Source organism: Variovorax sp. 679 (assembly GCF_003952185.1).
GTDB lineage: Bacteria > Pseudomonadota > Gammaproteobacteria > Burkholderiales > Burkholderiaceae_C > Variovorax.
In genome coordinates, this window is the sequence record NZ_RXFS01000005.1 from 112,502 (window position 1) to 134,995 (window position 22,494).

Below are 22,494 nucleotides of genomic sequence, written 5' to 3' on the forward strand. Positions count from 1 at the left end.
GAGGTTTCAGAAGTTGTGGCGGATGCCGGTGGCGAGCACGCGCACGCCGTTGCCGCTGTCCGGCGCGACCGTGATGGTCGCGAGCGAGGCCGAGGCGCCGTTGCGGTTGAGCAGGCGCAGCCAGCGCGCGTACAGCACCGTGCGCTTGCTCAGGTAGTAGTCGTAGCCCAGCGTCCAGGCGAGCTGCGAGCGGCCGGTGTCGTCCACCTTGCGCTGCATGGCTTCGAACATCAGGTTCGACGTCGGCGTCACGTTGTAGGTGACGCCCAGGCTCGCGAGCTTCGCCGTGGGAACGCGCGGCAGGCTCGAGCTGTTGCGCACGTAGTTGGCGTAGAACTGCAGCCCGATGTCAGGCAGCTCGTACGCGCCGCTCAGCGCCTGGTAGGTGGTGGTGGCCGGGTCGGCCACGGGCGCCGCGGCCGAGCCGGAGCGTGCACGCTGGAACGCATAGGCGATGTAGTAGGGCTTGCGCGACCAGCCCGCGCTGCCGCCGTAGAAGTTGCCGCTCTGGTGGCTGGGCGCGCTCGATTCGCCGGGCGCGTAGGCGATGTCCGCGAAGAAATCGCTGCTGGCCGGCGTGCGGTAGCGAATCATGTTGCTGGCGCGGGCCGCGAAAGGCGTGAGCCCCGGCTGCGCGTCTGTGGCGGCCACCAGGTTGATCGGAGAGAACACGGAGTTCACGCCGTACGGGTCGGCCTTGAACAGCGTGTAGAACATCGGCGTGTACATGCGGCCCGCGTCGATCTGCCCCCATGGCCCCGACAGGCCGACGAAGGACTGCCGGCTGAACGACATGGCGGGCCCGGGCAGCGTGCCGTTGCCGGTGTCGGGCGCGAAGCCGCTCTCCAGCGTGAAGTGCGCGCTGAGCCCGCCGCCGAGGTCTTCGACGCCGCGAAAGCCAAGGCGCGAGGCGGTCTGGCCGCCGTCCTCCAGCCGCGTCGACGATGTCTTGCCCGACTTGGCGAAGCCCATGTAGAGGTCGACCGTGCCGTAGATGGTCACGCTGCTCTGCGCCAGCGCGAGCGAGGAATAGGCCGCCAGCGCGAGGCCGGCGGCGGCTGTCTTCTTCATGTGTTGTCTGTCTCCGGTAGGGCTTGCCGCATGCGGGTGATGCATGGCGGTGCCGCTTGTGTGCTTGTCGATGTCCGGTGCTTACGATAGAAATGACGGGCTCCCGAATCTGTCAACGCTTTGACAGATTCATGAACATCACTGCAGGGAGAACCCGCTGGCCCGATCGACCCCTTCCACCCCCCGCAACGCCGAGGAGAGCGCCGCGCTCCTCGAGCGGGCGCTGCGCTGGAACGAGCTGTTCTCGCGCTGGCCCGACGCGCGCCGGGCGGAGCTGATGAAGTCGGCGCGCATGGAGCGCTACAGGCGGCGCACGCAGGTGCTGGCGCACGACCGCCACCGGCGCGAACTGCTGGTGGTGGTGTCGGGCTGCCTCGAGATCAGCAGCATGAGCAGCAACGGCCGCAAGTACGTCAACGCGCTGCTGGGGCCGGGCCAGGTGGCGCCGCTGGTGCGCCTGCTGGAAGACGTTCCGCTGGCCTACGACTACCACGCGCACGAGGATTCGGTGATCGTCCACCTGCCCAGCGATGCCGTGATCGCGGTGCTCGACGCCGAGCCCGTGCTGTGGCGCGACGTGGCCAAGCTCGGCCTGCAGCGCCAGCGGCTGAGCATCGTGCTGCTGCAGAACCAGATGCTCAACTCGATCCACGGGCGCGTGGCCGCGACGCTGATGAGCCTGGTCCACTTCTACAACGGGCAGGGGCCGGGCGCGGGAGAAGGCGACGATGCCGGCCCGCTGGTGCGCCTGTCGCAGAACGACCTGGCGGCCATGCTCGGCCTGTCGCGCCAGACCATCAACAAGGAGCTCGGGCGCCTGGTGGAAGAGGGCGCCATCGACATGCGCTACAAGCGCATCCGCATCGTCGATGCCGAGCGGCTGGCGCGCATTGCCGTGGGCACCTGAGCTAGACGCTCAGGGGTGGATCTTCTCGCCCTTGGCCAGCATCTCGACGAACTGCGCGATGCGGCGCGCGCGGGTCTCGGGCTTCTTCGCGCTCTGGGTGCGGAAGAGCACGGCGAAGCGGTTGCGCGAGTCGAGCGTGGCGAAGAACTTCGCGGCCTTCTTGTTGGCGTCCAATGCGGCCTGAAGGTCGGGTGGCACGGTGGCCACGGCGACGCCCTCGTAGGCCGCGTCCCAGCGGCCATCGGCTTTCGCGCGTTCGATCTCGGCATGGCCGGCCGGCTGCATGCGGCCTTCGTCGATGAGCTTCAGCACCTTGTCGCGGTTGATCTGCGACCACATGCTGCGCTTGGTGCGCGGCGTGAAGCGCTGCTGGAAGTACTGCGCGTCGTCGCTCTTGCGCTGGCCGTCGATCCAGCCCCAGCACAGCGCTTCTTCGAGCGCCGCGGCGTAGTCGACGGAGGCGATGCCGCTGTCCTTCTTCGCGATGCGCAGCCACACGCCGGCGGCGCTGGCATGGTGGCGCTTGAGCCAGCGTGCCCACGAGGCCGCGTTGGTGCACTCGACGGGCGTGTCGTGCACGACGCGCTCTTCTGTCTTGCTCATGGCACCCACCAGTAGCGCAGCGCGTGGAAGTAGATGGGCGCCGCGAAGATCACCGAATCGAGCCGGTCGAGCATGCCGCCGTGGCCTTCGATCATCGAGCCCCAGTCCTTCACACCGCGGTCGCGCTTGATGGCCGACATCACGAGGCCGCCGAAGAAGCCCATGAGGCAGATGGTGAGCGCCATCAGCGCCGCCTGCCACGGGTTGAAGGGCGTGGCCCAGTACAGCGCCGCGCCCAGCGCGGTGGCGCTCGCCACGCCGCCGATCAGGCCTTCCCAGGTCTTGGAAGGCGACAGCTCGGGCGCCACCTTGCGCTTGCCGAAGAGCTTGCCCCACACGTACTGCAGCACATCGCTGCCCTGCACCACGATCACGAGGAAGGCGATCAGCAGCAGGTTGCGGCCCTCGAAGCCCGGGATCTGCAGCGTGAGCAGCGCGGGCACGTGGCTGATGCAGAACACGCACACCATCAGCCCCCACTGGATCTTCGAGGTGCGTTCCAGGAAGCGCCGCGTGTCGCCGCTGACAGCCGCCAGGATGGGCAGCAGCAGGAAGGCATAGACCGGGATGTAGATCGCGTAGAGCCCGTACCAGTCGATCCAGATCAGGAAGTACTGCCCCGGCAGCGCGAGGTAGAAGGCCAGCGCGATCGGCGCATGGTCGCCGCGTCGCGTGTAGGCCAGGCTGATGAACTCGCGCAGCGCATAGAACGAGATCAGGTAGAACAGCACGATCACGCCGCCCTTGCCGAAGGCGAAGGCGATGCCGATCACCGCCACCATCACCCACCATGCGTTGACGCGCGAGTTGAGGTTGTCGATCACCGAGTGCGGCTGGCCGTGCGCAACCCGCCACTTGAGCAGCGCGCCGATGGCCGAGGCCAGTATCAGCACGCCGGCCACGCCGCCGAAGAGCTTGAGCGTGGTCCATGCGAAGGGGGAAAGCTCGATCATGCCGCGGCCCCTCCGTTGTTCTTTCCGGCTTGTCCGTTCTCTTCGATCCTGTCGTATTCGGGACGCAGGTCGAGCATCGCCGCGCGTGCGCGGGCGATGAAGCTGTTCTTGTCCTCGCCCTCGGCCAGCGAGATCGGCGCGCCGTAGCGCACCGTGCAGGCCAGCGGGATCGGCACCAGCGTGCCCTTGGGCAGCACGCGCTTGAGGTTCTCGATCCACACGGGCACCAGCCGCACGTTGGGGCAGGCGCGCGCCAGGTGGAAGAGGCCGCTCTTGAGCGGCAGCAGGATCTCGTCGCCGGTGTTGCGCGTGCCCTCGGGGAACATGATGAGCGAGTCGCCGGCGTCCAGCGCCTGCTTCATCTGCTCGACCGGGTTCTCGCCCTGGCCCGAGCCGTCGCGGCGGATCATCAGCGCGTTGAACACGTCGATGCCGATGAACTGCCGCGTCTTCGAGGCCATCCAGTAGTCCTGCCCCGCCACCGGCCGAGTGAGCGCGCGCAGGTCGGGCGGCAGCGTGGCCCACAGCAGCACGAAGTCGCCGTGGCTCGTGTGGTTGGCGAAGTACAGCGTCTGCTCCGCCTTGGGCGTGGTACCCGACCAGATGGCGCGCACCCCTGTCAGCAGCCCGGCCGCGCCGATGATGAGCTTGCCCGCCACCACGGCGAGGCCGCGCCGCAGCACGGTGCTTTCGGGCTTGTCGTCTCTGTTCTTGTTGTCTTCTTCTGCGTTCAAGAGATGTCCTGTGTCATCAAGGCAAGTAGGAACATGGCGCTCTGGCAGGCCACCACGATGGCGTGGCGCTGCATGAGCTGGCGGGTGCCCTGCACGCGGTCGTCGAGCGGGCGGGGCGCGTGCTGCGAGGGCGGCGGCTCGCGCAGTCCGAGGGAGGAGAGCGCGCGGTCGAGCGCGTCGAGCGAGGCCACGGTGTTGCGCGCAAGGCCGTCGAACAGCGCCTCGTCGAAGCGCAGCCGGAACGCGAAGTAGCGCTCCAGCGCCCCGAGGATCACCACGGCGCCGAAGCCCATGGTGGCGGTGGTCGAGAGCGAGCGCAGCGTCAGCGCGAGCACCAGCGCCGAGATGCAGGTGAGCGCGAAGCCCCAGAGGGCCAGCAGCGCCATCGCGCGCAGCAGCGCCGCGAGCGCGGCGCAGGTGGTCCTGTCGTTGTCATCGGTCATGGCGCGGCACCTCCTGCAAGGGCTTGATCGGCTCCAGCGACATCCGCCAGGCGTCCCGCAGCACGATCTGCGGCCGCGCCCGACGCACCGTGTCCTCGGCCTGGGCGACGCCGCCGGCCGCCCCGTAGCGGCCCAGCCAGGCGATCACCGCCGCCGCGCTGCGCGAGAAACCGAGCGCGCAGCAGACCCACACTGTGGCACCGTCCGCGCTTCGGCGCTGGCCTTCGATGACGGCCGCCGCGCGCTGCAGGCGTACGGTGGGCGGCACCGTCAGGTCGAGCACCGGCACGCAGCGCGCATGCGGCACGCCGGCCGGCATCTGCAGCTCGGCGCACAGGCTCACCAGCCGGGGCTGCCCGGCGGCGAGCCATTCGGCATGCGTCGGCCGGCGCCCCAGCCGCAGGCCCGGCACCACCTCGACCGAGGCCGGGAGCTTGCGGGTCCAGAGCCAGGCATTGACGGCTGCGCCGAGCCGGTAGGGCGCCAGCATCCAGCGCGTCGCCCAGCCCATGCGGCCGCGGCTGTCCATCTGGAAGCCGCGTGCGCCGAAGCCCGCGTAGTTGAGCGCCACCAGCGTGAGCGAGGCGGCCGGCCATGCGAGCCACAGCGCGATGCCGCCGCCGTAGAGCGCGGCCGCCAGGAACAGCGCCGCGCCCACGGCGTAGAAGCCCGCCAGCTTCCAGCGCTGCGGATCGCGGGTGGTGCGCCATGCGCGCGGCATCGACACCACGCGCTCCAGCGGCCACAGCCACACGCAGAACAGGCCGAGCAGCGCGCCGGTCGGAATGTCGATGAAGTGGTGCTGCCATGTCGTGAGCACCGAGGCGCAGATGGCGAAGGCCCAGACGTGCAGCACCAGCCGCGCCCACAGCGGCCGGATGAACTGCCGGTACCAGTCCCACAGGATCACCGCCAGCGCGATGTGCAGCGAGGGCGCCTGGTTGAAGGGCTGGTCGAAGCCGCGCAGCGCGTTGAACAGGAAGGCCGGAGCTCCGTCGACCGGCGGCTGCCCGAAGCTGAAGTGCAGCGGCCAGAGGATGAAGCAGGTGCAGGCAATGAGCGTGGCCGTCACCAGCCGCAGCGCATGCCGGTCGAGCGTGTGCCGGCTGCGCGCGAGGAAAAGCGACAGCGCGTAGAAGACGTTGATCGTCCAGTACGGGAAGATGGTCCACGGCCAGAACGGCACGTGGCGCTCCCACTCGAAGGCCATCGACGGCACGTTGGCGCGCGTGGTCGCCCACCAGTTGGCGAAGCCGTAGGTCGCGTAGAACAACGGCCCCAGGAACACCAGCCAGGCGGCGGCGCGCTTCCATGGCCGTCGTGCCAGCGGGGCGCTCATTGCAGGGCCTCGGTGCTGCGCGCCGCTGCGCTCATCGCTCGGTGCGCACCGCCAGCGACACCGTGAAGATGCCCCACTCGTCCACCCGCTGGTCGATCTTGCGGAAGCCCGCTTCCTCCACCAGCTGGTCCATCTCATACTGGGTGCGGCGGCGCATCACCCAGGCTTCGCCCTGGCGGTGGCTGGTGAGGGCGCGCGCGATCATCTCCAGCTGCGGATGCCAGGGCTGGCCGGTGTAGACGAGGTAGCCCCGGTCTTCCACCGCGTCGCCCACGCCCGCGAGCGAGCGGCGAACCATCTCGTTGTCGGGGAACAGTTCGTACAGGCCCGACACCACGGCCAGCGTGGGCCGCGGCACCACGCTCGCGAGGCTCATGCGGTCGAAGGCGTCGGCCTGCACGAACTGAGCGACGTCTTCCAGGCCCTTCTCGGCGATGAGCGCGCGGCCGTCGCGCACGTTGATGTCGCTGTAGTCGCGCAGCAGGATCGAGCTGGCCTTGACCGGGCTCGCCAGCACCGCGTCGAGCACGTAGCGGCCGTGGCCGGCGGCGATATCCATCAGGCGCACCTCGCGGTGCATCTCGGCCAGCCGCTCCATCGCGATGCGCAGCAGTTCCTCGACGTGGATCTTGCGCTGGCGGATGCCACGCCAGCCGATCGACTCCAGGTAGGTCTTGTCGATGGAGCGGCCGATGAACGAGCTGCCCTGAGGATGGTTGCGGTAGACGTAGTCGAGCGTGCTGCCCGAGTCGAAGCCGGTGTCGTGGCCGAGCTTGATGCCCTCGGACATGGTGCCGCCCAGCTTCAGCCCGGCGCGCGTCATGGCCCAGTAGGCGCCGCGCGGAGACAGGGGCGAGAGCGGTTCGGCCAGCGCGCGCGACTCGTCGGCCGTGTCGCCGCTCAGGTGCGCCTCGCGGCGGTCCACCGGCACGGCGGGTTCGTCGAAGCGCTGGAGGATGAATTCGCGGATCTGCGCCACGGCCGGCGCGCGGTCTTTCTCACCCAGCGTGTCGTGGAAGAAGCCCGGCAGCTCGGTCTTGGTTTTGACCGCGCTGCCCAGCCGCTCGAAGAACTGGTGCTGCGGCTTGTGGTGCACCACCCAGTCGGCGCCCGAGATGAGAAGCTGTACCGGCAGCGTGATCGCGTTGGCGTCGGCTACCACGCGGTCGGCGGCCTCGTACAGGCCCAGCAGGATGTTGACCGCGATGGGCCGCGAGATCAGCGGATCGCTCTCGTAGCTGGCGATGCGCTCCGGGTCGTGCGTGAGGAACTTCGCCTTCACGTAGCTGTTGACGAAGAACAGGCCGCGCAGCTTGTGCATCAGCCCGAGCCCCGCGCGCGCGAAGGGCACGTAGAGCTTGACCTTGAAGGCCGGCGAGGCGAGCGTGAGGCCGCGCACCTTGGGGGCGTAGTCGTGCGCCCAGGTGGCGATCAGCACCGCGCCCACGCTCTGCGCGACCACGTGGATGTCCTGCTCGGGCACGCCGTGGACGGCGCCGATGTGCTGCACGAAGGTCTGCACGTCGCGCACCGAGGTGCCGAAGCTGGGGCTGTAGCCGCGCTGGCCGGGCGAGCGGCCGTGGCCGCGGGCGTCCCAGGCGTAGAAGTCGAAATCGGGCAGGTCGAGTTCGTCGACGAGATGCGCCATGCGCGCGCCGTGCTCGTGGCCGCGGTGGAACAGCAGCACGGCGCCGCGCCGCGCGGCGCCCGTGGCGGGCCAGCGGCGGTAGAAAAGCGATTCGCCGTCGTGCGTCTGGAAATGGAGTTCTTCGGCGATGCGAGAAGTCGTGTTGGTCATTGAGTCCCTGTGGAATTTTCATCGGCCTCCGCCAGTGCGCGGCGGATGCGGTTGACGATGGTCCAGGCCACCAATGCCGCCAGCAGCGGCATCAGCCAGGCCGTCCAGCCCGGCAGCGGCAGGCCCAGCGCCACGTAGAGGCCGAGCGCGCCGAACACGAAGGCCCGGTCGCTCTTGCCCAGCGGGCCGTCGTAGCGGCGCGAGGCGCCCACGGTGGGCCCCAGCGCGCCGGCGAATTCGCTCAGCCCGGCCAGCACGATCACCGTGCCGACCCAGAAGCCGCTGAAGGGCAGCACCAGCGCGAAGGGCAGGTACAGCGCCGCGTCGGAGACCACGTCGGTCAGTTCGTTGAGGAAGGCGCCCAGCTTGCTCTGCTGGTTGTGCTCGCGCGCCAGCATGCCGTCGATGGCGTTGAAGGCCATGCGCAGGAACATCCACAGAGGGATGAGCCCGAAGGCGGCCAGCGAAGGCGCCGCGAAGAAGAGCCAGAGCCCGAGCACGACCGAAACCACGCATGCCGCCAGCGTGACCTGGTTGGCCGTGACGCCCATCGCATGCAGGCGGACCACCAGCGGCCGCAGCAGGGCCTGGAAACGCGGCTTCAGTTCGTAGATCGACACGTGCTGGCTTCCCCTCGTTCGTTATATGGCCGAAGCATTCTGCCAGTGTGTGGCAGGCACTAAACTCATCGGCGCACACCCCCAGCCAATGACCATCCAGACAGACGATTTCGCGCCCGCCCCCCAACGCGTGGTGTCCGCCGCTCCGGCCTCCCCCAACGAGGAGGCCATCGAACGGGCCCTGCGCCCCAAGCTGCTCGACGAGTACGTCGGCCAGGCCAAGGTGCGCGAGCAGCTCGAGATCTTCATCGGCGCCGCGCGCAAGCGGAAGGAAGCCCTCGACCACGTCCTGTTGTTCGGCCCGCCGGGCCTGGGCAAGACCACGCTGTCGCACATCGTCGCGGCCGAGCTGGGCGTCAACCTGCGCCAGACCTCCGGCCCCGTGCTCGAGAAGCCCAAGGACCTGGCGGCGCTGCTGACCAACCTGGAGCCCAACGACGTGCTCTTCATCGACGAGATCCACCGCCTGAGCCCGGTCGTCGAGGAAATCCTGTATCCGGCGCTGGAGGACTACCAGATCGACATCATGATCGGCGAGGGCCCCGCGGCGCGCAGCATCAAGCTCGACCTGCAGCCCTTCACGCTGGTGGGCGCCACCACCCGCGCCGGCATGCTGACCAACCCGCTGCGCGACCGCTTCGGCATCGTCGCGCGGCTGGAGTTCTACACAGCGGAAGAACTCGCGCTGATCGTGCACCGCAGCGCCGGCCTGCTCAAGGTGGAGGCCGACGAGGCCGGCGGCTTCGAGATCGCCCGCCGCTCGCGCGGCACGCCCCGCATCGCCAACCGCCTGCTGCGCCGCGTGCGCGACTACGCCGACGTGAAGGGCAACGGCCGCATCACGGAAGACATCGCGCACCGGGCGCTGGCCATGCTCGACGTCGATCCGCAGGGCTTCGACCTGATGGACCGCAAGCTGCTCGAGGCCGTCATCCACCGCTTCGACGGCGGCCCGGTCGGCCTGGACAACGTGGCCGCCAGCATCGGCGAGGAGCGCGACACCATCGAGGACGTGATCGAGCCCTACCTCATCCAGCAGGGCTACCTGCAGCGCACGCCGCGCGGGCGCATCGCCACGTTGGCCGCGTACCGCCATCTCGGCGTGGCCCCGCCTTCCGGCCGTGCCGACGGCCCCGATCTCTTTGGAGCCTGATTCCCGATGCACACCCATGACCTGAGCGCCTGGCAGCACGACCACCATTTCGGCGCGGACACCTCTTCCGCGGAGCGCAGCACGCGCCTCGTGATGTGGATCACCTTCGCGATGATGGTCGTCGAGATCGGCGCCGGCTGGTGGTTCAACTCGATGGCGCTGCTGGCCGACGGCTGGCACATGAGTTCGCACGCGCTGGCCATCGGCCTGAGCGCTTTTGCCTACGCGGCTGCGCGCCGCTATGCGCGCGACCCGCGCTTCGCCTTCGGTACCTGGAAGATCGAGGTGCTCGGCGGTTTCGCGAGCGCGCTGGCGCTGCTGGGCGTGGCGGCGCTGATGGTGTTCGGCTCGCTGGAGCGGCTGTGGTCGCCGGCGGCGATCCACTATCCCGAAGCCATCACGGTGGCGGTGCTGGGGCTGGTGGTCAACCTCGTCTGCGCGCGGCTGCTGGGCGGGGCGCATCACCATCACGGGCATGACCACGGACACGCGCACGACCATCACGATCACCACGACCATGGGCATGGCCACGACCTGAACCTGCGCTCGGCCTACCTGCACGTCGTGGCCGATGCCGCGACCTCGGTGCTCGCCATCGCGGCGCTGCTGGGCGGCTGGTTCTACGGCTGGGCCTGGCTCGACCCGGCGATGGGCATCGTCGGCGCGGTGCTGGTGGCGGTCTGGGCCAAGGGGCTGCTGAAGGAAACCGGCAAGGTGCTGCTCGACCGCGAGATGGACCACCCCGTCACCGAGGAAATCCGCGAAGGCGTCGAGACCATGCTGGCCGACTCCGAAACCCGCGTGGCCGACCTGCACGTGTGGCGCGTGGGGCGCGATGCCTACGCCTGCGCGCTCACCGTGGTGACGCACTCGCCGACGCTCACGGCCGACCAGGTGCGTGCCTGCTTCTCGATGCACGAGGAAATCCGCCACTCCACGGTGGAAATCCAGCGCTGCGTCGACTAGCTGCCGCCGGTTTTCCTTGAGGGCCGTGCGTGGCGCACGATCAGCATCTGCGCCGCGTAGTAGGTCGACAGCACCCACAGCGGCGCGAGCGGTAGCGGCGACACGAACTGGTTGGTGGCCAGCAGCGAATCGCTCAGCATGAAGAAACACGAGCCCACCGCCACCCAGGCGGCCGACGGGTCCGTGTCCCGCAGCACGGCGGCACGCCCGATGGCCTGCGCCGCCATGCATGCGATCACCACCACATAGGCGCCGACCGGAATCCGCAATGCCGCCGGCAGGCCGCCCTGCCAGAGGAAGGCGTACATGCCGGCACCGATCAGCAGCGTCGCCACCAATGCCCCGCGGCGCGGAAACATGCCGACGCCGATGCGGAAGAGCGCGATGTAGGCCAGGTGTGCGAGCAGGAAGCACACGAGGCCGGGAACGAACATCCGGTTCGGCCCCATCAGCAGCACGTCGCCCGCCAGCGAGGCCACCAGCCCGGCCAGCAGCAGGCCGTCGAAGCCGGTCACCGTGCCCGCCGCCATTGCACGGCGGGCCGCGAAGAAGATCGCGATCGACAGCGCCAGTGGCTTGAAGACGAAATGCAGCCAGCCGATGCCCAGCGCCGCGCTGGCCGTGGCCAAGGCCGCAGCCTCGACCAGCAGCACCTCGGTGACGGTCAGCCGCCCCTGCAGCGCGCCGCCGATGGCCCACAGCATGGCCGTCAGCGCGGCCAGCCACACGGCGGATTTCGCCAGCGGCATCTCGTCGGAGAACCACAGGAACACCACGGCGAACCCGATCAGCAGCACGAACTGCACGCCGGCGAACCATTGCACGCCGGGGCTCACCGCCGGCTCGTAGCGCGTCACCTTGGCGATGTCGAAGGCCGGCTTCGGAAAGCGCGCCGCCACGTCGGCCGGTCGCCAGCCCGGCGGCTTGAACCACACGCGCAGCTTGTCGGCCCAACTGCGTGCGTGCCATGAATCCTTCGCGAGCGCCGAGTACACCTCGGCGTTGGCCCACAGCGGGTCCCAGCTGCGCAGTTCGCCGCGCGTGCCGTAGACGCAGCGCTCGTCCTCCTCGCGGAAGGTGCCGAACATGCGGTCCCACACGATCAGGATGCCGCCGTAGTTGCGGTCCAGGTACCTGTCGTTCACCGCGTGGTGCACGCGGTGGTTCGAGGGCGAGCAGAACCAGCGGTCGAACCAGCCCAGCTTGCCCACCTGCTCGGTGTGCACCCAGAACTGGTAGAGCAGGTCGACGAGCGACACCACCGCGAACACCACCGGCGGCACGCCCGCCACTGCCATGGGCATGTAGAAGATCCAGCCGAGCAGAGCGCCGCTAGAGGTCTGCCGCAGCGCCGTCGACAGGTTGTAGTGCTGGCTCTGGTGATGCACCACGTGCGCCGCCCACAACACGGCCGACTCGTGGCCCATGCGGTGCAGCCAGTAGTAGCAGAAGTCGTAGAACAGCAGCGCCAGCAGCCAGCCGTACCACGTCGTCCAGAACTCCTTTGCCGCCTCCTGCGGAAACAGCGCTACCGCCGAATACACGGCCGTGTAGATGCCGATGCGCAGCAGCCCGGTGAGCACCGCGCTGATCTGGCTCAGGATGCCCAGCCCGAGGCTGTTCACGGTGTCGGCGAGGCGGTAGGTGTCCTGCCCGGTGCCGCGGCGCGCGCGTGCGCGGCCGACCGCGAATTCGATCGCGATAAGAAGAAAGAAGACAGGGGTTGCGAGAACGATGATCTGGCCAGGGCGCATCGCGGGATTGTGGCGTTGTCGCGCGGCAACGCGTCACCGGGATGTCACGGGTGTGCCATCGCGTGGTCATCGTGCGATGGGAACCTGCCCGTCCATGCAACGCGACGACGCTTTCCTTCGCGCATGGCGCGACACCGCAACCCGGGCCCCCGACCCCGAGGACGAAGATCGCGCACGCCCACCCCTGCAATTCCGCACCCTCTGGATCTCCGACCTGCACCTGGGCACGCCCGGCTGCCAGGCCCGCGCGCTGCTCGACTTCCTCAAGCACACCGAGTGCGAGACGCTGTTCCTGGTCGGCGACATCATCGACGGCTGGCAGCTCAAGCGCCACTGGTACTGGCCGCAGGCGCACAACGACGTGATCCAGAAGCTGCTGCGCAAGGCGCGCAAGGGCACGCGCGTGATCTTCATCCCGGGCAACCACGACGAGTTCGCCCGCAAGTACCTCCACCACAATTTCGGCGGCATCGACGTGGCCGAGGAATGGATCCACGAGACCGCCGACGGCCGCAAGCTCTGGATCATCCACGGCGACCTGTTCGACGGCGTGATCCAGTGCGCCAAGTGGCTCGCCTACGTGGGCGATTCGCTCTACGAATTCACGCTCAAGCTCAACCGCCACCTCAACTCGCTGCGCGCGCGCATGGGGCTGCCTTACTGGTCGCTGTCCAAGTACCTCAAGGGCAAGGTCAAGCGGGCCGTGAGCTACGTGGGCGACTTCGAGGCGGCCGTGGCCCGCGAGGCCCGCAACCGCGGCGCACAGGGCGTGGTCTGCGGGCACATCCACCACGCCGAGATGCGCGACATCGACGGCATCCTCTACTGCAACGATGGCGACTGGGTCGAGAGCCTGACGGCGCTGGCCGAGCATGCCGACGGCCGGCTGGAAATCATCGACTGGGCGCAGCACATGCCCGTGCCGTCGAAGGCAACGCCGCAGCGCGAAGCGGTCGCCGCCTGAAGAAAAGAAGCGGGGCTGCGCTCAGCCCTTCCGGTCGCGGCTGTTCGCTTTCGTCGTGTGATCGAGCTGCTCGCGCCAGGCGTCGTAGTGCCTGAGCATGCTCTTGCCCAGCTCGTCCATCCACAGCCACCATGCCAGCGCGAGGTTCTCCGGACCGTCGGGTTCCGGTGAGTTCCGGGAAAGCGTGACGTCAGGTTGTTCCGGCAACTCGTAGTCGCACAGGCGCTCGACGCTGCTGTGCGAAAAGCCGGGAATGACAGTGCTCACTGCCGTGCTCCTTCGAGGGCGGCGCTTTCTTCTCTGCCGCCCGGAACAACTCCCCGGAGCGATTGAAGCAGGAACCGGCGCGTCGCCGTATCGGACTATCCCGAATGAAAACAAAAGTCCACGGAAATCCGTGGGCCTTGGCGGCCACGGCGCGCGGGCCATGTTCGTCCGATCCGACGATGCCGGCCGGCCCCGCCGGCATCACACTCGGGCGGGGCATTCCGACAGGAGACAACGAACACCATGGCCTGGGCACTCACGGCGGCGGAGACCGCATTCCGAGACGAAGTGCGCGATTTCCTCGCGCGCGAACTGACGCCCGAGCTTCGCGCCGCTGGCCGGCGCTGCTCCGGCATCTTCAGCGACTACGAATTCGGCAACCGCTGGCACTGCATCCTCGCGAAGCGCGGCTGGAGCGTGCCGCACTGGCCGGTGGAGCACGGCGGCACGGGCTGGTCGCCGATGCAGCACTACATCTTCTCGGCCGAGCTGGCGGCAGCCGACGCACCGCCGCGCGCGCCCATGGGGCCGGGCATGGTCGCGCCGGTGATCATCGCCTTCGGCACCGAGGCGCAGAAGCGCGCGTGGCTGCCCGGCATCCGCTCGGGCGAGGACTACTGGTGCCAGGGCTACTCGGAGCCGCAGTCGGGCTCCGACCTGGCCTCGCTGCAGTGCAAGGCCGTGCGCGACGGATCCGACTACGTCATCAACGGCACCAAGATCTGGACCACTCACGCGCAGTACGCCAACCGCATGTTCTGCCTCGTGCGCACGACCTCGGGTGGCAAGCCGCAGCAGGGCATCAGCTTCCTGTGCTTCGACATTCCCGCGCCGGGCATCACCATCCGGCCGATCATCAGCATCTCGGGTGACCACGAGCTCAACCAGGTGTTCTTCGACGACGTGCGCGTGCCTGCCGACGGCCTCATCGGCGAGGAGAACCAGGGCTGGACCATCGCCAAGTACCTGCTGCAGCACGAGCGCGGCGGCGCATGGGCGCCGATGCTGCGTGCGCGCCTTCGCCGGCTCCAGGCGGCCGCCGATGCAGCCTTCGCGACGGCGGCGCATGACGCGCACGAAGCCGGCGATATGTCCCTGCGCCTCGCCGAAGCCGAATGCGCCATCGATGCGCTCGAAGCCACCGAGCTGCAGTCGCTGCGCGCGCAGGCCCGCGGCGAGCCGCCCGGCATCCGTCCGTCGATGGGCAAGGTGCTGGGCTCCGAGCTGCGCCAGCGGCTGACCGAACTCGGCGTCGAAATCGCCGCCCACTACGCCGCCGCCGACCTGCCGCTGGATGACGGCCTGCAGGGCAACGCGCTGCCGGTTCCCGAGGATGCGGTGTTCTCGATGTCGGCCTACCTCAACGACCGCGCGGCTTCGATCTACGCGGGCTCCAACGAAGTGCAGCGCAACATCGTCGCGGCCCACCTGCTGGCGAACTGAGGTCCATCCATGAGCACCTTCACCGAACGGGACGACACCCTCGCCATGCTGCGCGACAGCCTCGCGCGCTACCTCGACGACAACCACGGCTTCGAGCAGCGGCTGTACACGCTGCGCAAGGCCGACGATGCGCCACCGCCGTTCTGGCAGGGCCTCGCCGGCGAGCTCGACCTGCTGGGCGCGGCGCTGCCCGAATCGCAGGGCGGCCTCGGTGGAGGCATGGCCGCGCACCTCGCGATGATGGAAACGCTGGGCGGCGCGCTCGCTGCCGAGCCGTACCTCTCGACGATGGTGATCGGCGCGGGCCTGCTGCAGCGCCATCCGGGCGCGCGGGCCGAAGCGCTGCTGAAGCGCGTCGTCGCGGGGCAGGCCGTTCTCGCCTTCGCGCACGGCGAGCCGCAGGGCCGGCACGACCGCGCCGATGTGCAGGCAACACTCGCGCGCGACGGTGACGGCTTCCGCCTGAATGGCCGCAAGGCCGTGGTGCATGCCGCGCCATGGGCCAGCCACCTGATCGTGAGCGCGCGCAGCGGCACCGGCCTCTCGCTGCTCGTCGTTCCCAGGGATGCGACCGGCGTGCGCCTGCGTGCCTATTCGACACGCGACGGCGGCCGCGCAGCCGACATCGCCTTCGACGACGTGCGCCTGCCAGCCGACGCACTGCTCGGCGCCGAGGGCAGCGCGTTGCCGCAGATCGAGCGGGCGCTCGACGAGGCCACGCTCGCCGTCTGCGCCGAATCCGTCGGCGTCATGCGCCGCCTGATGCGCGACACGCTCGACTACGTGCGCCAGCGCAAGCAGTTCGGCGTTCCGATCTCCAGCTTCCAGGTGCTGCAGCACCGCCTTGCCGACATGCACATGGCGCTGGAGCAGGCCGCGGCGCTCACCGCCAGCGTGGGCGAGGTCGTCGACGATGCATCGCCCGCCGAACGCGCACGCGCGGTCTCGTCCGCCAAGGTGGCTGCCGCGAAGGCCTGCAAGGCCGTCGGGCAGGGCGCGGTGCAGCTGCACGGCGGCATGGGCATGACCGAAGAGCTGGCGGTGGGTCATTACGTGCGCCGCGCCACGCTCATCGAGGGGCAGTTCGGTCCGCCGTCCTGGCACCTGCGCCGCGTGGCGAAGCTGCGCGCCGCCCCGGTTCAAGCATAGGCGTAGCGCATTCGTCGCTTTCGACGATGCGGCGCCGTGGGGCCGGCGCCAAGATGCCTCCACACACAGGAGACAGACCATGGCTGGTCCACTGCAAGGCCTTCGGGTGATCGAAATGGCGGGCATCGGCCCCGGTCCGTTCTGCGCGATGCTGTTCGCCGACATGGGCGCGGAGGTGATCCGCATCGAGCGCCCCGGCACTCGCACCGCGCCGCACGACATCCTCGCGCGCGGTCGCAGCACGCTGCAGGTCGACCTGCGCGCTGAAGGCGCTGCGCAATCCGTGCTCGATGCCATCGAGAAAGCCGACGTGCTCATCGAGGGCTTCCGCCCCGGCGTGATGGAGCGGCTGGGGCTGGGCCCCGCCGAATGCCACGCACGCAACCCGCGGCTGGTGTACGGCCGCATGACCGGCTGGGGCCAGCACGGGCCGCTCGCGCATGCGGCGGGGCACGACATCAACTACATCGCCATCAGCGGCGCGTTGCACGCCATCGGCCGCGCGGGCGAGCCGCCGGTGCCGCCGCTCAACTACGTGGGCGACTTCGGCGGCGGCGCGATGCTGCTGGCCTTCGGCATCCTCGCCGCGCTGCACGAGGCGAAGAACTCCGGCCAGGGCCAGGTGGTCGACGCCGCCATGACCGACGGCGCGGCGCTGCTGTCGGCCATGATGTACGGCTTCAAGTCGGCGGGGCAATGGAGCAACCAGCGCGGCGAGAACATGCTCGACGGCGGCGCGCACTTCTACGACACCTACGCCTGCGCCGACGGCAAGTACGTGGCCGTGGGCGCCATCGAGCCGCAGTTCTACGCGCTCATGCGCGAACGCTGCGGCATCGCCGACGACACCGCCTTCGACGCGCAGATGGACGCCGACCGCTGGCCGCTGCTCAAGCTGCGCATGGCCGACGTGTTCCGCACGCGCACGCGCGACGAGTGGTGCGTGCTGCTCGAAGGCAGCGACGCCTGCTTCGCGCCCGTGCTCGACTGGGACGAGGCCCCGGAGCATCCGCACAACGTGGCACGCGGCACCTTCGCCAACGTGGGCGGCGTGGTGCAGCCCGCGCCCGCGCCGCGCTTCAGCCGCACCGCGCCGGTGCTGCCGCAGGCAACCGCGCGCGACGACGGCCCTGCCGTGCTGCGCCGCTGGGGCGTGGCGGCGGATGCGATCGCGCCTCTTGCGCCTCTCGCGCCTCTTGGCAGTGCCTGAAGGAGACGACCTCGTGTTCCTCACCCAACCCCTGCACAAGGGCCGCCGCGAGAAGGCGAAGGCCACCGCCATCGTCTGCGGCGGCACCAGCCTCGATTTCGCCACCTTCACCGACCGCGTCGCGCGCCTGGCCACCGTGCTGAAGCAGCTCGGCATGGCGAGCGGCGATCGCGTCGGCATGCTGAGCCTCAACTCGCATCGCTTCGTCGAATACTTCTTCGGCACCTGGTGGGGCGGCGGCGTCATCAACCCGGTCAACATCCGCTGGAACCCGAAGGAGGTCGCCTACTCGCTGGACGATTGCGACACCCGCATCCTGCTGGTCGACGACCTGTTCGTGCCGATGGTTCCCGCGCTGCGGCAGCTCTCGGCGTCGCTGCGCACGGTGGTCTATTGCGGCGAGGGCGCGGTGCCCGAGGGCATGGTCGGGTACGAGGCGCTGCTGGCAAAGGCCGAGCCCGCCGAAGATGTGCCGCACGGCACCGACGAGCTCGCGGCCATCATGTACACCGGCGGCACCACCGGCCAGCCCAAGGGCGTGATGCTCACGCACGGCAGCCTCTGCATCAACGCGCTGAGCACGGTCGCCGCGCTGCCGCGCGATGCGCAGCATGCGGTGTCGCTCGTCGCGGCGCCCATGTTCCACGTGGCGGGCTGCGGCGCCTCGATCCAGAACATGCTGCGGCTGATGCCCATGCACGTGCTGCCGATGTTCGACGAGCTGGCGGTGCTGCAGGCAGTGCAGTCCGCGCGCATCACCGAGATGTTCATGGTGCCGACCATGATCAAGCGCGTGATCGAGCATCCGCGTTTCGACGGGTTCGACCTGTCGAGCCTGCAGCTGCTGTTCTACGGCGCCGCGCCCATCGACGCCGCGCTGCTCGACCAGGCGATGCGCGCGATACCGAAGGCATCCTTCGCGCAGGTCTACGGCATGACGGAGCTGTCGCCCGTGGTCACCGCGCTGGCGCCGCATTGCCACCTGCCTGGCCCGGACCGCGACCGCCTGCTGCGTTCGGCGGGAACGCCGGTGCCCATCGCCGAGGTGCGCATCGTCGACGGCGAAGACAGGGAGCTGCCGCCCGGCCAGGTCGGCGAGATCGTCGCGCGCGGCCCCATGGTCATGAAGGGCTACTGGAACAAGCCGGAGCAGACCGAGGCCGCGCTGCGCGGTGGATGGATGCACACCGGCGACGGCGGCTACATGGACGACCAGGGCTTCGTGTTCGTGGTCGACCGCATGAAGGACATGATCGTGAGCGGCGGCGAGAACGTGTATTCGGCCGAGGTCGAGAACGCCATCGCGCAGATGCCGCAGGTGCTGATGTCCGCCGTGATCGGCATACCCGACGACAAGTGGGGCGAGCGCGTGCACGCGGTGATCGTGCGGCGCGAAGGCATGGTGCTGGAGGCCGAAGCCGTCATCGCCCACTGCCGTGAGCACATCGCCAGCTACAAGTGCCCGCGCAGCGTGGAGTTCCGCGATGCGCTGCCGCTCTCGGCTGCGGGCAAGCTGCAGAAGTTCCAATTGCGCGAGCCTTTCTGGGCCGGCAGGGAGCGCCGCGTCGGCTGAACTCTTTGGATACGACGAGAAAGAAAGCAAAGGAAGACAACATGGCCATCGATTTCCGCCGCTCCTGGAGCGACGAAGACCTGGAGCTGTACCGCGACAACGTGGTGCGCTTCATCGAGACCGAAGTGCTCCCGCACGACGAGGAAGCCCGCAAGCGCGGCCACGTGGGGCACGAGGTGTGGCGCAAGGCCGGCGCGCTCGGCCTGCTGTGCGCCGACATTCCCGAGGAGTACGGCGGCGCGGGCGGCGACTTCCGCCACGAGGCGGTGTTCTACGAGGAGATGTCGCGCCGCGCGCTCACCGGCATGGCGACCTCGGTGCACAGCATCGTGGCGCACTACTTTCTGAACCACGGCACCGAGGAGCAGAAGCGCAACTACCTGCCGCGCATGGCGCGCGGCGAGCTGGTGGGCGCCATCGCCATGACGGAGCCCGGCGCGGGCTCCGACCTGCAGGGCGTGCGCACCCGCGCCGAGAAGAAGGACGGCGGCTATGTCGTCAACGGTTCCAAGACCTTCATCACCAACGGCTTCCTCGCCGGCGTGGTGCTGGTGGTGGCCAAGACCGACCCCACGCAGGGCGCCAAGGGCACGTCGATCCTCATCGTGGAGACGGAAGGCTGCAAGGGCTTCCGCGTGGGCCGCGTGCTCGACAAGATCGGCATGAAGGCGCAGGACACCTCCGAGCTCTTCTTCGACGACGTGCGCGTGGGCGCCGATGCGCTGCTGGGCGGCGTGGAGGGCCAGGGCTTCTTCCAGCTCATGAGCGACCTGCCCTACGAGCGCACCATCATCGGCCTGAGCGCGCTGGCCACCATGGAAGGCGCCTATCAGGCCACGCTCGACTACGTGCGCGACCGCAAGGCCTTCGGCAAGCCGGTTGCAGAGTTCCAGAACACGAAATTCAAGCTGGCCGAGATCGCCACGCAGATCAAGGTAGGCCGGGCCTTCATCGACCGCTGCGTGGAAGACCTCGTGGCCGGCAAGCTCGACACCGCCACCGCCTCCATGGCCAAGCTCTGGGGCTCGGAGGCCCAGGGCCGCGTGATCGACGAATGCCTGCAGCTCTTCGGCGGCTACGGCTTCATGAACGAGTACATGGTGGCGCGCATGTACGCCGACGCGCGGGTGCAGCGCATCTACGGCGGCACCAACGAGATCATGAAAGAGGTGATCGCCAGGGCGTTGTGAACAGGCCCTGGCGGCTCAGGACAGCCGCCGGATCTCCGCCCGCGCGATCTCGCGGTGGTGGTACGACGGCGACAGGCCGATGAACTGCGTGTACTTCTCGCGCGCCGCGTCGGTGTGGCCCGCGTCTTCCAGCTCCAGTGCCTCCAGCGTGAACTGGGTGAAGAGCCGGTTGGCGTCGTGCTCGCGCGGGGTGGCGGCCAGCGTCTTCGGCTGCAGCTCGGGTTGCGCGGCGTAGATCTGCCGCTGCACCTCGATCACTTCGATCAGCGCGCGGCCGATGCGCTGGATGTTCTCGTCCACGGGTTCGAGGTCGGTGGTGCGCACGTCGGTCGCTGCCTGGTCCAGCAGATGCGATGCCACGCGCAGCAGCTGGTGGAGATGCCTGTATGTCATAGGGGGCTTCATGGGCGGTTCGCTCCGTGCAGGCGACCGCTTTCTGGCTTCGCCGCTTCAGCGAAGCCGCTTCCTTGCAATGAACTCATCCGTTGTTCCGCTTGGCTCCGGATACCGTTGCCGCCTGCCCGCGCGGCTGGCGCCGCGGGGGCGGCGCGGCCTCCCGGCCCGCTGCTTCGGCCTGTTCTTCCGTTCGCAGCTTGTCGGCGAGCTGGCTCGCACGCTCCGCGACGGCCAGGCTCTTGGCCATATCTGCGCCGTGTGTCTTCACCGAGAAGGCCTTGCTCACGCTGCCCTTGCCGGCGGTGTAGGTGATGGCCAACCAGTAACCGGGATGGCTGGGGTTGGGCGTCTTGAAGTGCACGCCGCTCACCCCGCTGGTGTTGTTGCGCCGGGTGATCTCCGACTTCGAGCGCTTGGGCGTGCGCGGGCCCGCCGGATGCGCCGACAGCCCCATGCGGATTGCTTCCTCGGCCGGATGGATGCGTGCCAGTCCGGTCATGAGTTTGAGCTGCCGCGCGCGTTCCTGGATGGCCAGCGCCTGCGCGTCGTCGCCCAGGTCGGCCACGGAGAAGTCGGTGCGCAGGATCTCGTCGTGCGCGATGTAGGTCTTGGCCATCCAGGCGCGCACCCGGCCGTTCGGCGCGAGATGGTGGAACACGCCCGTCACGCCGGTGCTGTTGTTGGTCCGCTGCTTCTCGGCGCGCGCGCTGCGCGTCTGCGGCGGCACGCTGCGCACGATGTGGTCGCGCCAGTCCTGCGCGTGGAGCAGTGCCTGCTCCGCGCCGCCGTAGCTGGCCTTGCCGAACAGCCTGTGATGGCGAACGCCGTTGCGGACGATGGAAACTTCGAAACCCCAGGATCTGGAGTAGATGCCGTACATGGCTGCCGGGTTCGGGATACCTTTGGGCATTCTCGAATTGATGCTGCTACTTTCGTACTCAGCATTGCTGATTCCGATGGGCTCCCCGACTTGCCCGCGGCTCTTTGGCGCGCGAATTTCGCGGCTATTTTGGCCGAAGCACCATGGCAAATCCGCGCGTGCGGCCGTGCCTGAAAAAATATCATCGACCCGGGGACGCGAGCATCCGCCGGCCGCCGCGCGAACGGGGCCGGCCCCGGTGAACGGTGCGTTCACTGCCGCGGCCTTGCTTCGGCGGCGAGGCCCTGCCTGGCTTCCCGCAGGTAGGGAATGGCAACGAGCGTGTCGGCTGCGGCTTGCCGCATGTGCAGGAGCTTCTGCTCGAGCTGGCGCTCGCGCTCCTCGATGGCCAGCAGCTTCGCCTTCTCCGCCCCGTGTTCCTTGATGGAGAAAGCCTTGCTGACACTGCCCTTGCCGGCGGTGTAGGTGATGGCGAGCCAGTAGCCCGGATGGCCCGGGTTCGGCGCCTTGAAGTGCACGCCGCTCACCCCGCTGGAATTGGTGCTGCGCTTGATTTCCGATTTCGAGCGCTTGGGCGACAGCAGTTCCGGGGAAAAGGCCGGGGGGCTCGTGCGGATCGTCTCCTCGGCCGGGTGCAGCTTGGCCAGTCCGTCCATGCGGTCGAGCTGGCGCGCGCGCTCCTCGATGGCCAGCGCCTGCGCCGACTCGCCCACCGTGTTCACGGGGAAGTCGGTGCGCAGGATCTCGTCCTGCCCGATGTAGGTCTTGGCGACCCAGGCCCTCACCTTGCCGCCCGGGGCGACCTGGCAGAACACGCCCGACACGCCGGTGGTGTTGTTGACCCGCAGCTTCTCGGCCCGGTCGCGCCGCGGGATCGGCGGCACGCTGCGCACCACGCCGTCGCGCCAGTCCTGCGCCTGGCGCAGCGCCTGCTGGTCGCCGCCGTAGCTGGCACGGCCGAACTGCCTGAAGTAGCGCGTGCCGTTGCGCACGATCGACACCTCGTAGCCCCAGCTGCGGGGGTAGATGCCATACATGGCGGCGGGATTGGGGATTCCTTTGGGCATGGTGCTTCGGCTTG

The 22,494-nt window shown here is 68.9% G+C and carries 23 protein-coding genes; 9 read left to right on the forward strand and 14 right to left on the reverse strand.

From position 1 onward, the window contains the following. Positions 1–6: 6 nt before the first annotated feature. Both EJO71_RS13750 and EJO71_RS34330 read right to left on the reverse strand, forming a co-directional pair. Complete coding sequence (locus EJO71_RS13750; RefSeq protein WP_125949525.1) at positions 7–1,071, reverse strand: porin; 1,065 nt, start codon at positions 1,069–1,071, stop codon at positions 7–9. 138 nt (positions 1,072–1,209) lie between these two features. Next, on the reverse strand, positions 1,210–1,365 hold the full coding sequence (locus tag EJO71_RS34330; protein WP_164546834.1) for a hypothetical protein: 156 nt from the start codon (positions 1,363–1,365) through the stop codon (positions 1,210–1,212). Here EJO71_RS34330 and EJO71_RS13755 point away from each other — a divergent pair. Further along, positions 1,364–1,978: a Crp/Fnr family transcriptional regulator gene (locus EJO71_RS13755; protein ID WP_125949646.1), complete on the forward strand. Its 615-nt coding sequence runs from the start codon at positions 1,364–1,366 to the stop codon at positions 1,976–1,978. The genes EJO71_RS34330 and EJO71_RS13755 overlap by 2 nt on opposite strands. A 9-nt stretch (positions 1,979–1,987) precedes the next feature. On the opposite strand, the gene EJO71_RS13760 is transcribed toward EJO71_RS13755, so the two are convergent. The 7 genes from EJO71_RS13760 to EJO71_RS13790 are packed head-to-tail and all read right to left on the reverse strand — an operon-like array spanning position 1,988 to position 8,468. Next, positions 1,988–2,581: a YdeI/OmpD-associated family protein gene (locus tag EJO71_RS13760; RefSeq protein WP_125949524.1), complete on the reverse strand. Its 594-nt coding sequence runs from the start codon at positions 2,579–2,581 to the stop codon at positions 1,988–1,990. Then, on the reverse strand, positions 2,578–3,534 hold the full coding sequence (locus tag EJO71_RS13765; RefSeq protein WP_125949523.1) for a phosphatidate cytidylyltransferase: 957 nt from the start codon (positions 3,532–3,534) through the stop codon (positions 2,578–2,580). The genes EJO71_RS13760 and EJO71_RS13765 overlap by 4 nt, the downstream gene beginning before the upstream one ends. Further along, positions 3,531–4,217 carry a lysophospholipid acyltransferase family protein gene (locus EJO71_RS13770; RefSeq protein ID WP_125949645.1) on the reverse strand — a complete coding sequence of 229 codons (687 nt, stop codon included), beginning with the start codon at positions 4,215–4,217 and terminating at the stop codon, positions 3,531–3,533. The genes EJO71_RS13765 and EJO71_RS13770 overlap by 4 nt, the downstream gene beginning before the upstream one ends. Before the next feature lie 47 nt (positions 4,218–4,264). After that, positions 4,265–4,711: a hypothetical protein gene (locus EJO71_RS13775; protein ID WP_125949522.1), complete on the reverse strand. Its 447-nt coding sequence runs from the start codon at positions 4,709–4,711 to the stop codon at positions 4,265–4,267. Then, complete coding sequence (locus tag EJO71_RS13780; protein ID WP_125949521.1) at positions 4,701–6,050, reverse strand: phosphatase PAP2/dual specificity phosphatase family protein; 1,350 nt, start codon at positions 6,048–6,050, stop codon at positions 4,701–4,703. Before EJO71_RS13780 ends, EJO71_RS13775 begins: the two co-directional genes overlap by 11 nt. A 31-nt stretch (positions 6,051–6,081) precedes the next feature. Continuing rightward, the gene (locus tag EJO71_RS13785) at positions 6,082–7,848 is read right to left on the reverse strand and encodes a bifunctional alpha/beta hydrolase/class I SAM-dependent methyltransferase (RefSeq protein WP_125949520.1); all 1,767 of its coding nucleotides are present in this window, start codon (positions 7,846–7,848) and stop codon (positions 6,082–6,084) included. Beyond that, positions 7,845–8,468 (reverse strand): CDP-alcohol phosphatidyltransferase family protein, encoded by a 624-nt coding sequence (locus tag EJO71_RS13790; protein ID WP_125949519.1) that lies wholly within the window; start codon positions 8,466–8,468, stop codon positions 7,845–7,847. Before EJO71_RS13790 ends, EJO71_RS13785 begins: the two co-directional genes overlap by 4 nt. Before the next feature lie 88 nt (positions 8,469–8,556). On the opposite strand from EJO71_RS13790, the gene ruvB reads away from it, so the two are divergent. Then, positions 8,557–9,621 (forward strand): Holliday junction branch migration DNA helicase RuvB, encoded by a 1,065-nt coding sequence (gene ruvB / locus EJO71_RS13795; RefSeq protein WP_125949518.1) that lies wholly within the window; start codon positions 8,557–8,559, stop codon positions 9,619–9,621. A 6-nt stretch (positions 9,622–9,627) separates the two neighbouring features. Next, on the forward strand, positions 9,628–10,587 hold the full coding sequence (gene dmeF / locus EJO71_RS13800; protein ID WP_125949517.1) for a CDF family Co(II)/Ni(II) efflux transporter DmeF: 960 nt from the start codon (positions 9,628–9,630) through the stop codon (positions 10,585–10,587). Here dmeF and EJO71_RS13805 read toward each other — a convergent pair. Beyond that, the gene (locus tag EJO71_RS13805) at positions 10,584–12,341 is read right to left on the reverse strand and encodes a lysoplasmalogenase family protein (protein WP_125949516.1); all 1,758 of its coding nucleotides are present in this window, start codon (positions 12,339–12,341) and stop codon (positions 10,584–10,586) included. The genes dmeF and EJO71_RS13805 overlap by 4 nt on opposite strands. A 94-nt stretch (positions 12,342–12,435) precedes the next feature. On the opposite strand from EJO71_RS13805, the gene EJO71_RS13810 reads away from it, so the two are divergent. Next, a complete protein-coding gene (locus tag EJO71_RS13810; RefSeq protein ID WP_125949515.1) occupies positions 12,436–13,305 on the forward strand; it encodes a UDP-2,3-diacylglucosamine diphosphatase in 870 nt (289 codons plus the stop codon). Between the two features lie 21 nt (positions 13,306–13,326). Here the strand turns inward: EJO71_RS13810 and EJO71_RS13815 are convergent, their stop codons facing one another. Beyond that, on the reverse strand, positions 13,327–13,572 hold the full coding sequence (locus EJO71_RS13815) for a hypothetical protein (protein WP_125949514.1): 246 nt from the start codon (positions 13,570–13,572) through the stop codon (positions 13,327–13,329). Positions 13,573–13,815: 243 nt separating this feature from the next. On the opposite strand from EJO71_RS13815, the gene EJO71_RS13820 reads away from it, so the two are divergent. The 5 genes from EJO71_RS13820 (at position 13,816) to EJO71_RS13840 (ending at position 20,137) form a co-directional block, all read left to right on the forward strand. Beyond that, on the forward strand, positions 13,816–15,015 hold the full coding sequence (locus tag EJO71_RS13820; protein ID WP_125949513.1) for an acyl-CoA dehydrogenase family protein: 1,200 nt from the start codon (positions 13,816–13,818) through the stop codon (positions 15,013–15,015). Positions 15,016–15,024: 9 nt separating this feature from the next. Then, positions 15,025–16,164, forward strand: a complete 1,140-nt coding sequence (locus tag EJO71_RS13825) for an acyl-CoA dehydrogenase family protein (protein ID WP_125949512.1) — start codon at positions 15,025–15,027, stop codon at positions 16,162–16,164. Positions 16,165–16,243: 79 nt separating this feature from the next. After that, a complete protein-coding gene (locus EJO71_RS13830; protein ID WP_125949511.1) occupies positions 16,244–17,374 on the forward strand; it encodes a CaiB/BaiF CoA-transferase family protein in 1,131 nt (376 codons plus the stop codon). Then, entirely contained in the window at positions 17,328–18,947 is a 1,620-nt protein-coding gene (locus tag EJO71_RS13835; protein WP_125949510.1) for a long-chain-fatty-acid--CoA ligase, read from the forward strand. The genes EJO71_RS13830 and EJO71_RS13835 overlap by 47 nt, the downstream gene beginning before the upstream one ends. A 41-nt stretch (positions 18,948–18,988) precedes the next feature. After that, positions 18,989–20,137, forward strand: a complete 1,149-nt coding sequence (locus EJO71_RS13840; protein ID WP_125949509.1) for an acyl-CoA dehydrogenase family protein — start codon at positions 18,989–18,991, stop codon at positions 20,135–20,137. 15 nt (positions 20,138–20,152) lie between these two features. On the opposite strand, the gene EJO71_RS13845 is transcribed toward EJO71_RS13840, so the two are convergent. The 3 genes from EJO71_RS13845 to EJO71_RS13855 all read right to left on the reverse strand — a co-directional run bounded on the left by EJO71_RS13845 (position 20,153) and on the right by EJO71_RS13855 (position 22,480). Then, positions 20,153–20,530, reverse strand: a complete 378-nt coding sequence (locus EJO71_RS13845) for a hypothetical protein (protein WP_125949508.1) — start codon at positions 20,528–20,530, stop codon at positions 20,153–20,155. A gap of 85 nt (positions 20,531–20,615) precedes the next feature. Next, positions 20,616–21,443: an AP2 domain-containing protein gene (locus EJO71_RS13850; protein WP_240651401.1), complete on the reverse strand. Its 828-nt coding sequence runs from the start codon at positions 21,441–21,443 to the stop codon at positions 20,616–20,618. A gap of 221 nt (positions 21,444–21,664) precedes the next feature. Continuing rightward, positions 21,665–22,480 (reverse strand): AP2 domain-containing protein, encoded by an 816-nt coding sequence (locus tag EJO71_RS13855; protein ID WP_240651400.1) that lies wholly within the window; start codon positions 22,478–22,480, stop codon positions 21,665–21,667. Between the last annotated feature and the right edge of the window lie 14 nt (positions 22,481–22,494).

Excerpts from the sequence above, each read along its gene's own strand:
- EJO71_RS13750 (WP_125949525.1), bottom strand. The coding sequence starts at position 1,071 with ATGAAGAAGACAGCCGCCGCCGGCCTCGCGCTGGCGGCCTATTCCTCG.
- EJO71_RS13755 (WP_125949646.1), top strand. The coding sequence starts at position 1,364 with ATGGAGCGCTACAGGCGGCGCACGCAGGTGCTGGCGCACGACCGCCAC.
- EJO71_RS34330 (WP_164546834.1), bottom strand. The coding sequence starts at position 1,365 with ATGCGCGCCGACTTCATCAGCTCCGCCCGGCGCGCGTCGGGCCAGCGC.
- EJO71_RS13760 (WP_125949524.1), bottom strand. The coding sequence starts at position 2,581 with ATGAGCAAGACAGAAGAGCGCGTCGTGCACGACACGCCCGTCGAGTGC.
- EJO71_RS13765 (WP_125949523.1), bottom strand. The coding sequence starts at position 3,534 with ATGATCGAGCTTTCCCCCTTCGCATGGACCACGCTCAAGCTCTTCGGC.
- EJO71_RS13775 (WP_125949522.1), bottom strand. The coding sequence starts at position 4,711 with ATGACCGATGACAACGACAGGACCACCTGCGCCGCGCTCGCGGCGCTG.
- EJO71_RS13780 (WP_125949521.1), bottom strand. The coding sequence starts at position 6,050 with ATGAGCGCCCCGCTGGCACGACGGCCATGGAAGCGCGCCGCCGCCTGG.
- EJO71_RS13785 (WP_125949520.1), bottom strand. The coding sequence starts at position 7,848 with ATGACCAACACGACTTCTCGCATCGCCGAAGAACTCCATTTCCAGACG.
- ruvB (WP_125949518.1), top strand. The coding sequence starts at position 8,557 with ATGACCATCCAGACAGACGATTTCGCGCCCGCCCCCCAACGCGTGGTG.
- dmeF (WP_125949517.1), top strand. The coding sequence starts at position 9,628 with ATGCACACCCATGACCTGAGCGCCTGGCAGCACGACCACCATTTCGGC.
- EJO71_RS13805 (WP_125949516.1), bottom strand. The coding sequence starts at position 12,341 with ATGCGCCCTGGCCAGATCATCGTTCTCGCAACCCCTGTCTTCTTTCTT.
- EJO71_RS13810 (WP_125949515.1), top strand. The coding sequence starts at position 12,436 with ATGCAACGCGACGACGCTTTCCTTCGCGCATGGCGCGACACCGCAACC.
- EJO71_RS13820 (WP_125949513.1), top strand. The coding sequence starts at position 13,816 with ATGGCCTGGGCACTCACGGCGGCGGAGACCGCATTCCGAGACGAAGTG.
- EJO71_RS13825 (WP_125949512.1), top strand. The coding sequence starts at position 15,025 with ATGAGCACCTTCACCGAACGGGACGACACCCTCGCCATGCTGCGCGAC.
- EJO71_RS13830 (WP_125949511.1), top strand. The coding sequence starts at position 16,244 with ATGGCTGGTCCACTGCAAGGCCTTCGGGTGATCGAAATGGCGGGCATC.
- EJO71_RS13835 (WP_125949510.1), top strand. The coding sequence starts at position 17,328 with ATGCGATCGCGCCTCTTGCGCCTCTCGCGCCTCTTGGCAGTGCCTGAA.
- EJO71_RS13840 (WP_125949509.1), top strand. The coding sequence starts at position 18,989 with ATGGCCATCGATTTCCGCCGCTCCTGGAGCGACGAAGACCTGGAGCTG.
- EJO71_RS13845 (WP_125949508.1), bottom strand. The coding sequence starts at position 20,530 with ATGACATACAGGCATCTCCACCAGCTGCTGCGCGTGGCATCGCATCTG.
- EJO71_RS13850 (WP_240651401.1), bottom strand. The coding sequence starts at position 21,443 with ATGCCCAAAGGTATCCCGAACCCGGCAGCCATGTACGGCATCTACTCC.
- EJO71_RS13855 (WP_240651400.1), bottom strand. The coding sequence starts at position 22,480 with ATGCCCAAAGGAATCCCCAATCCCGCCGCCATGTATGGCATCTACCCC.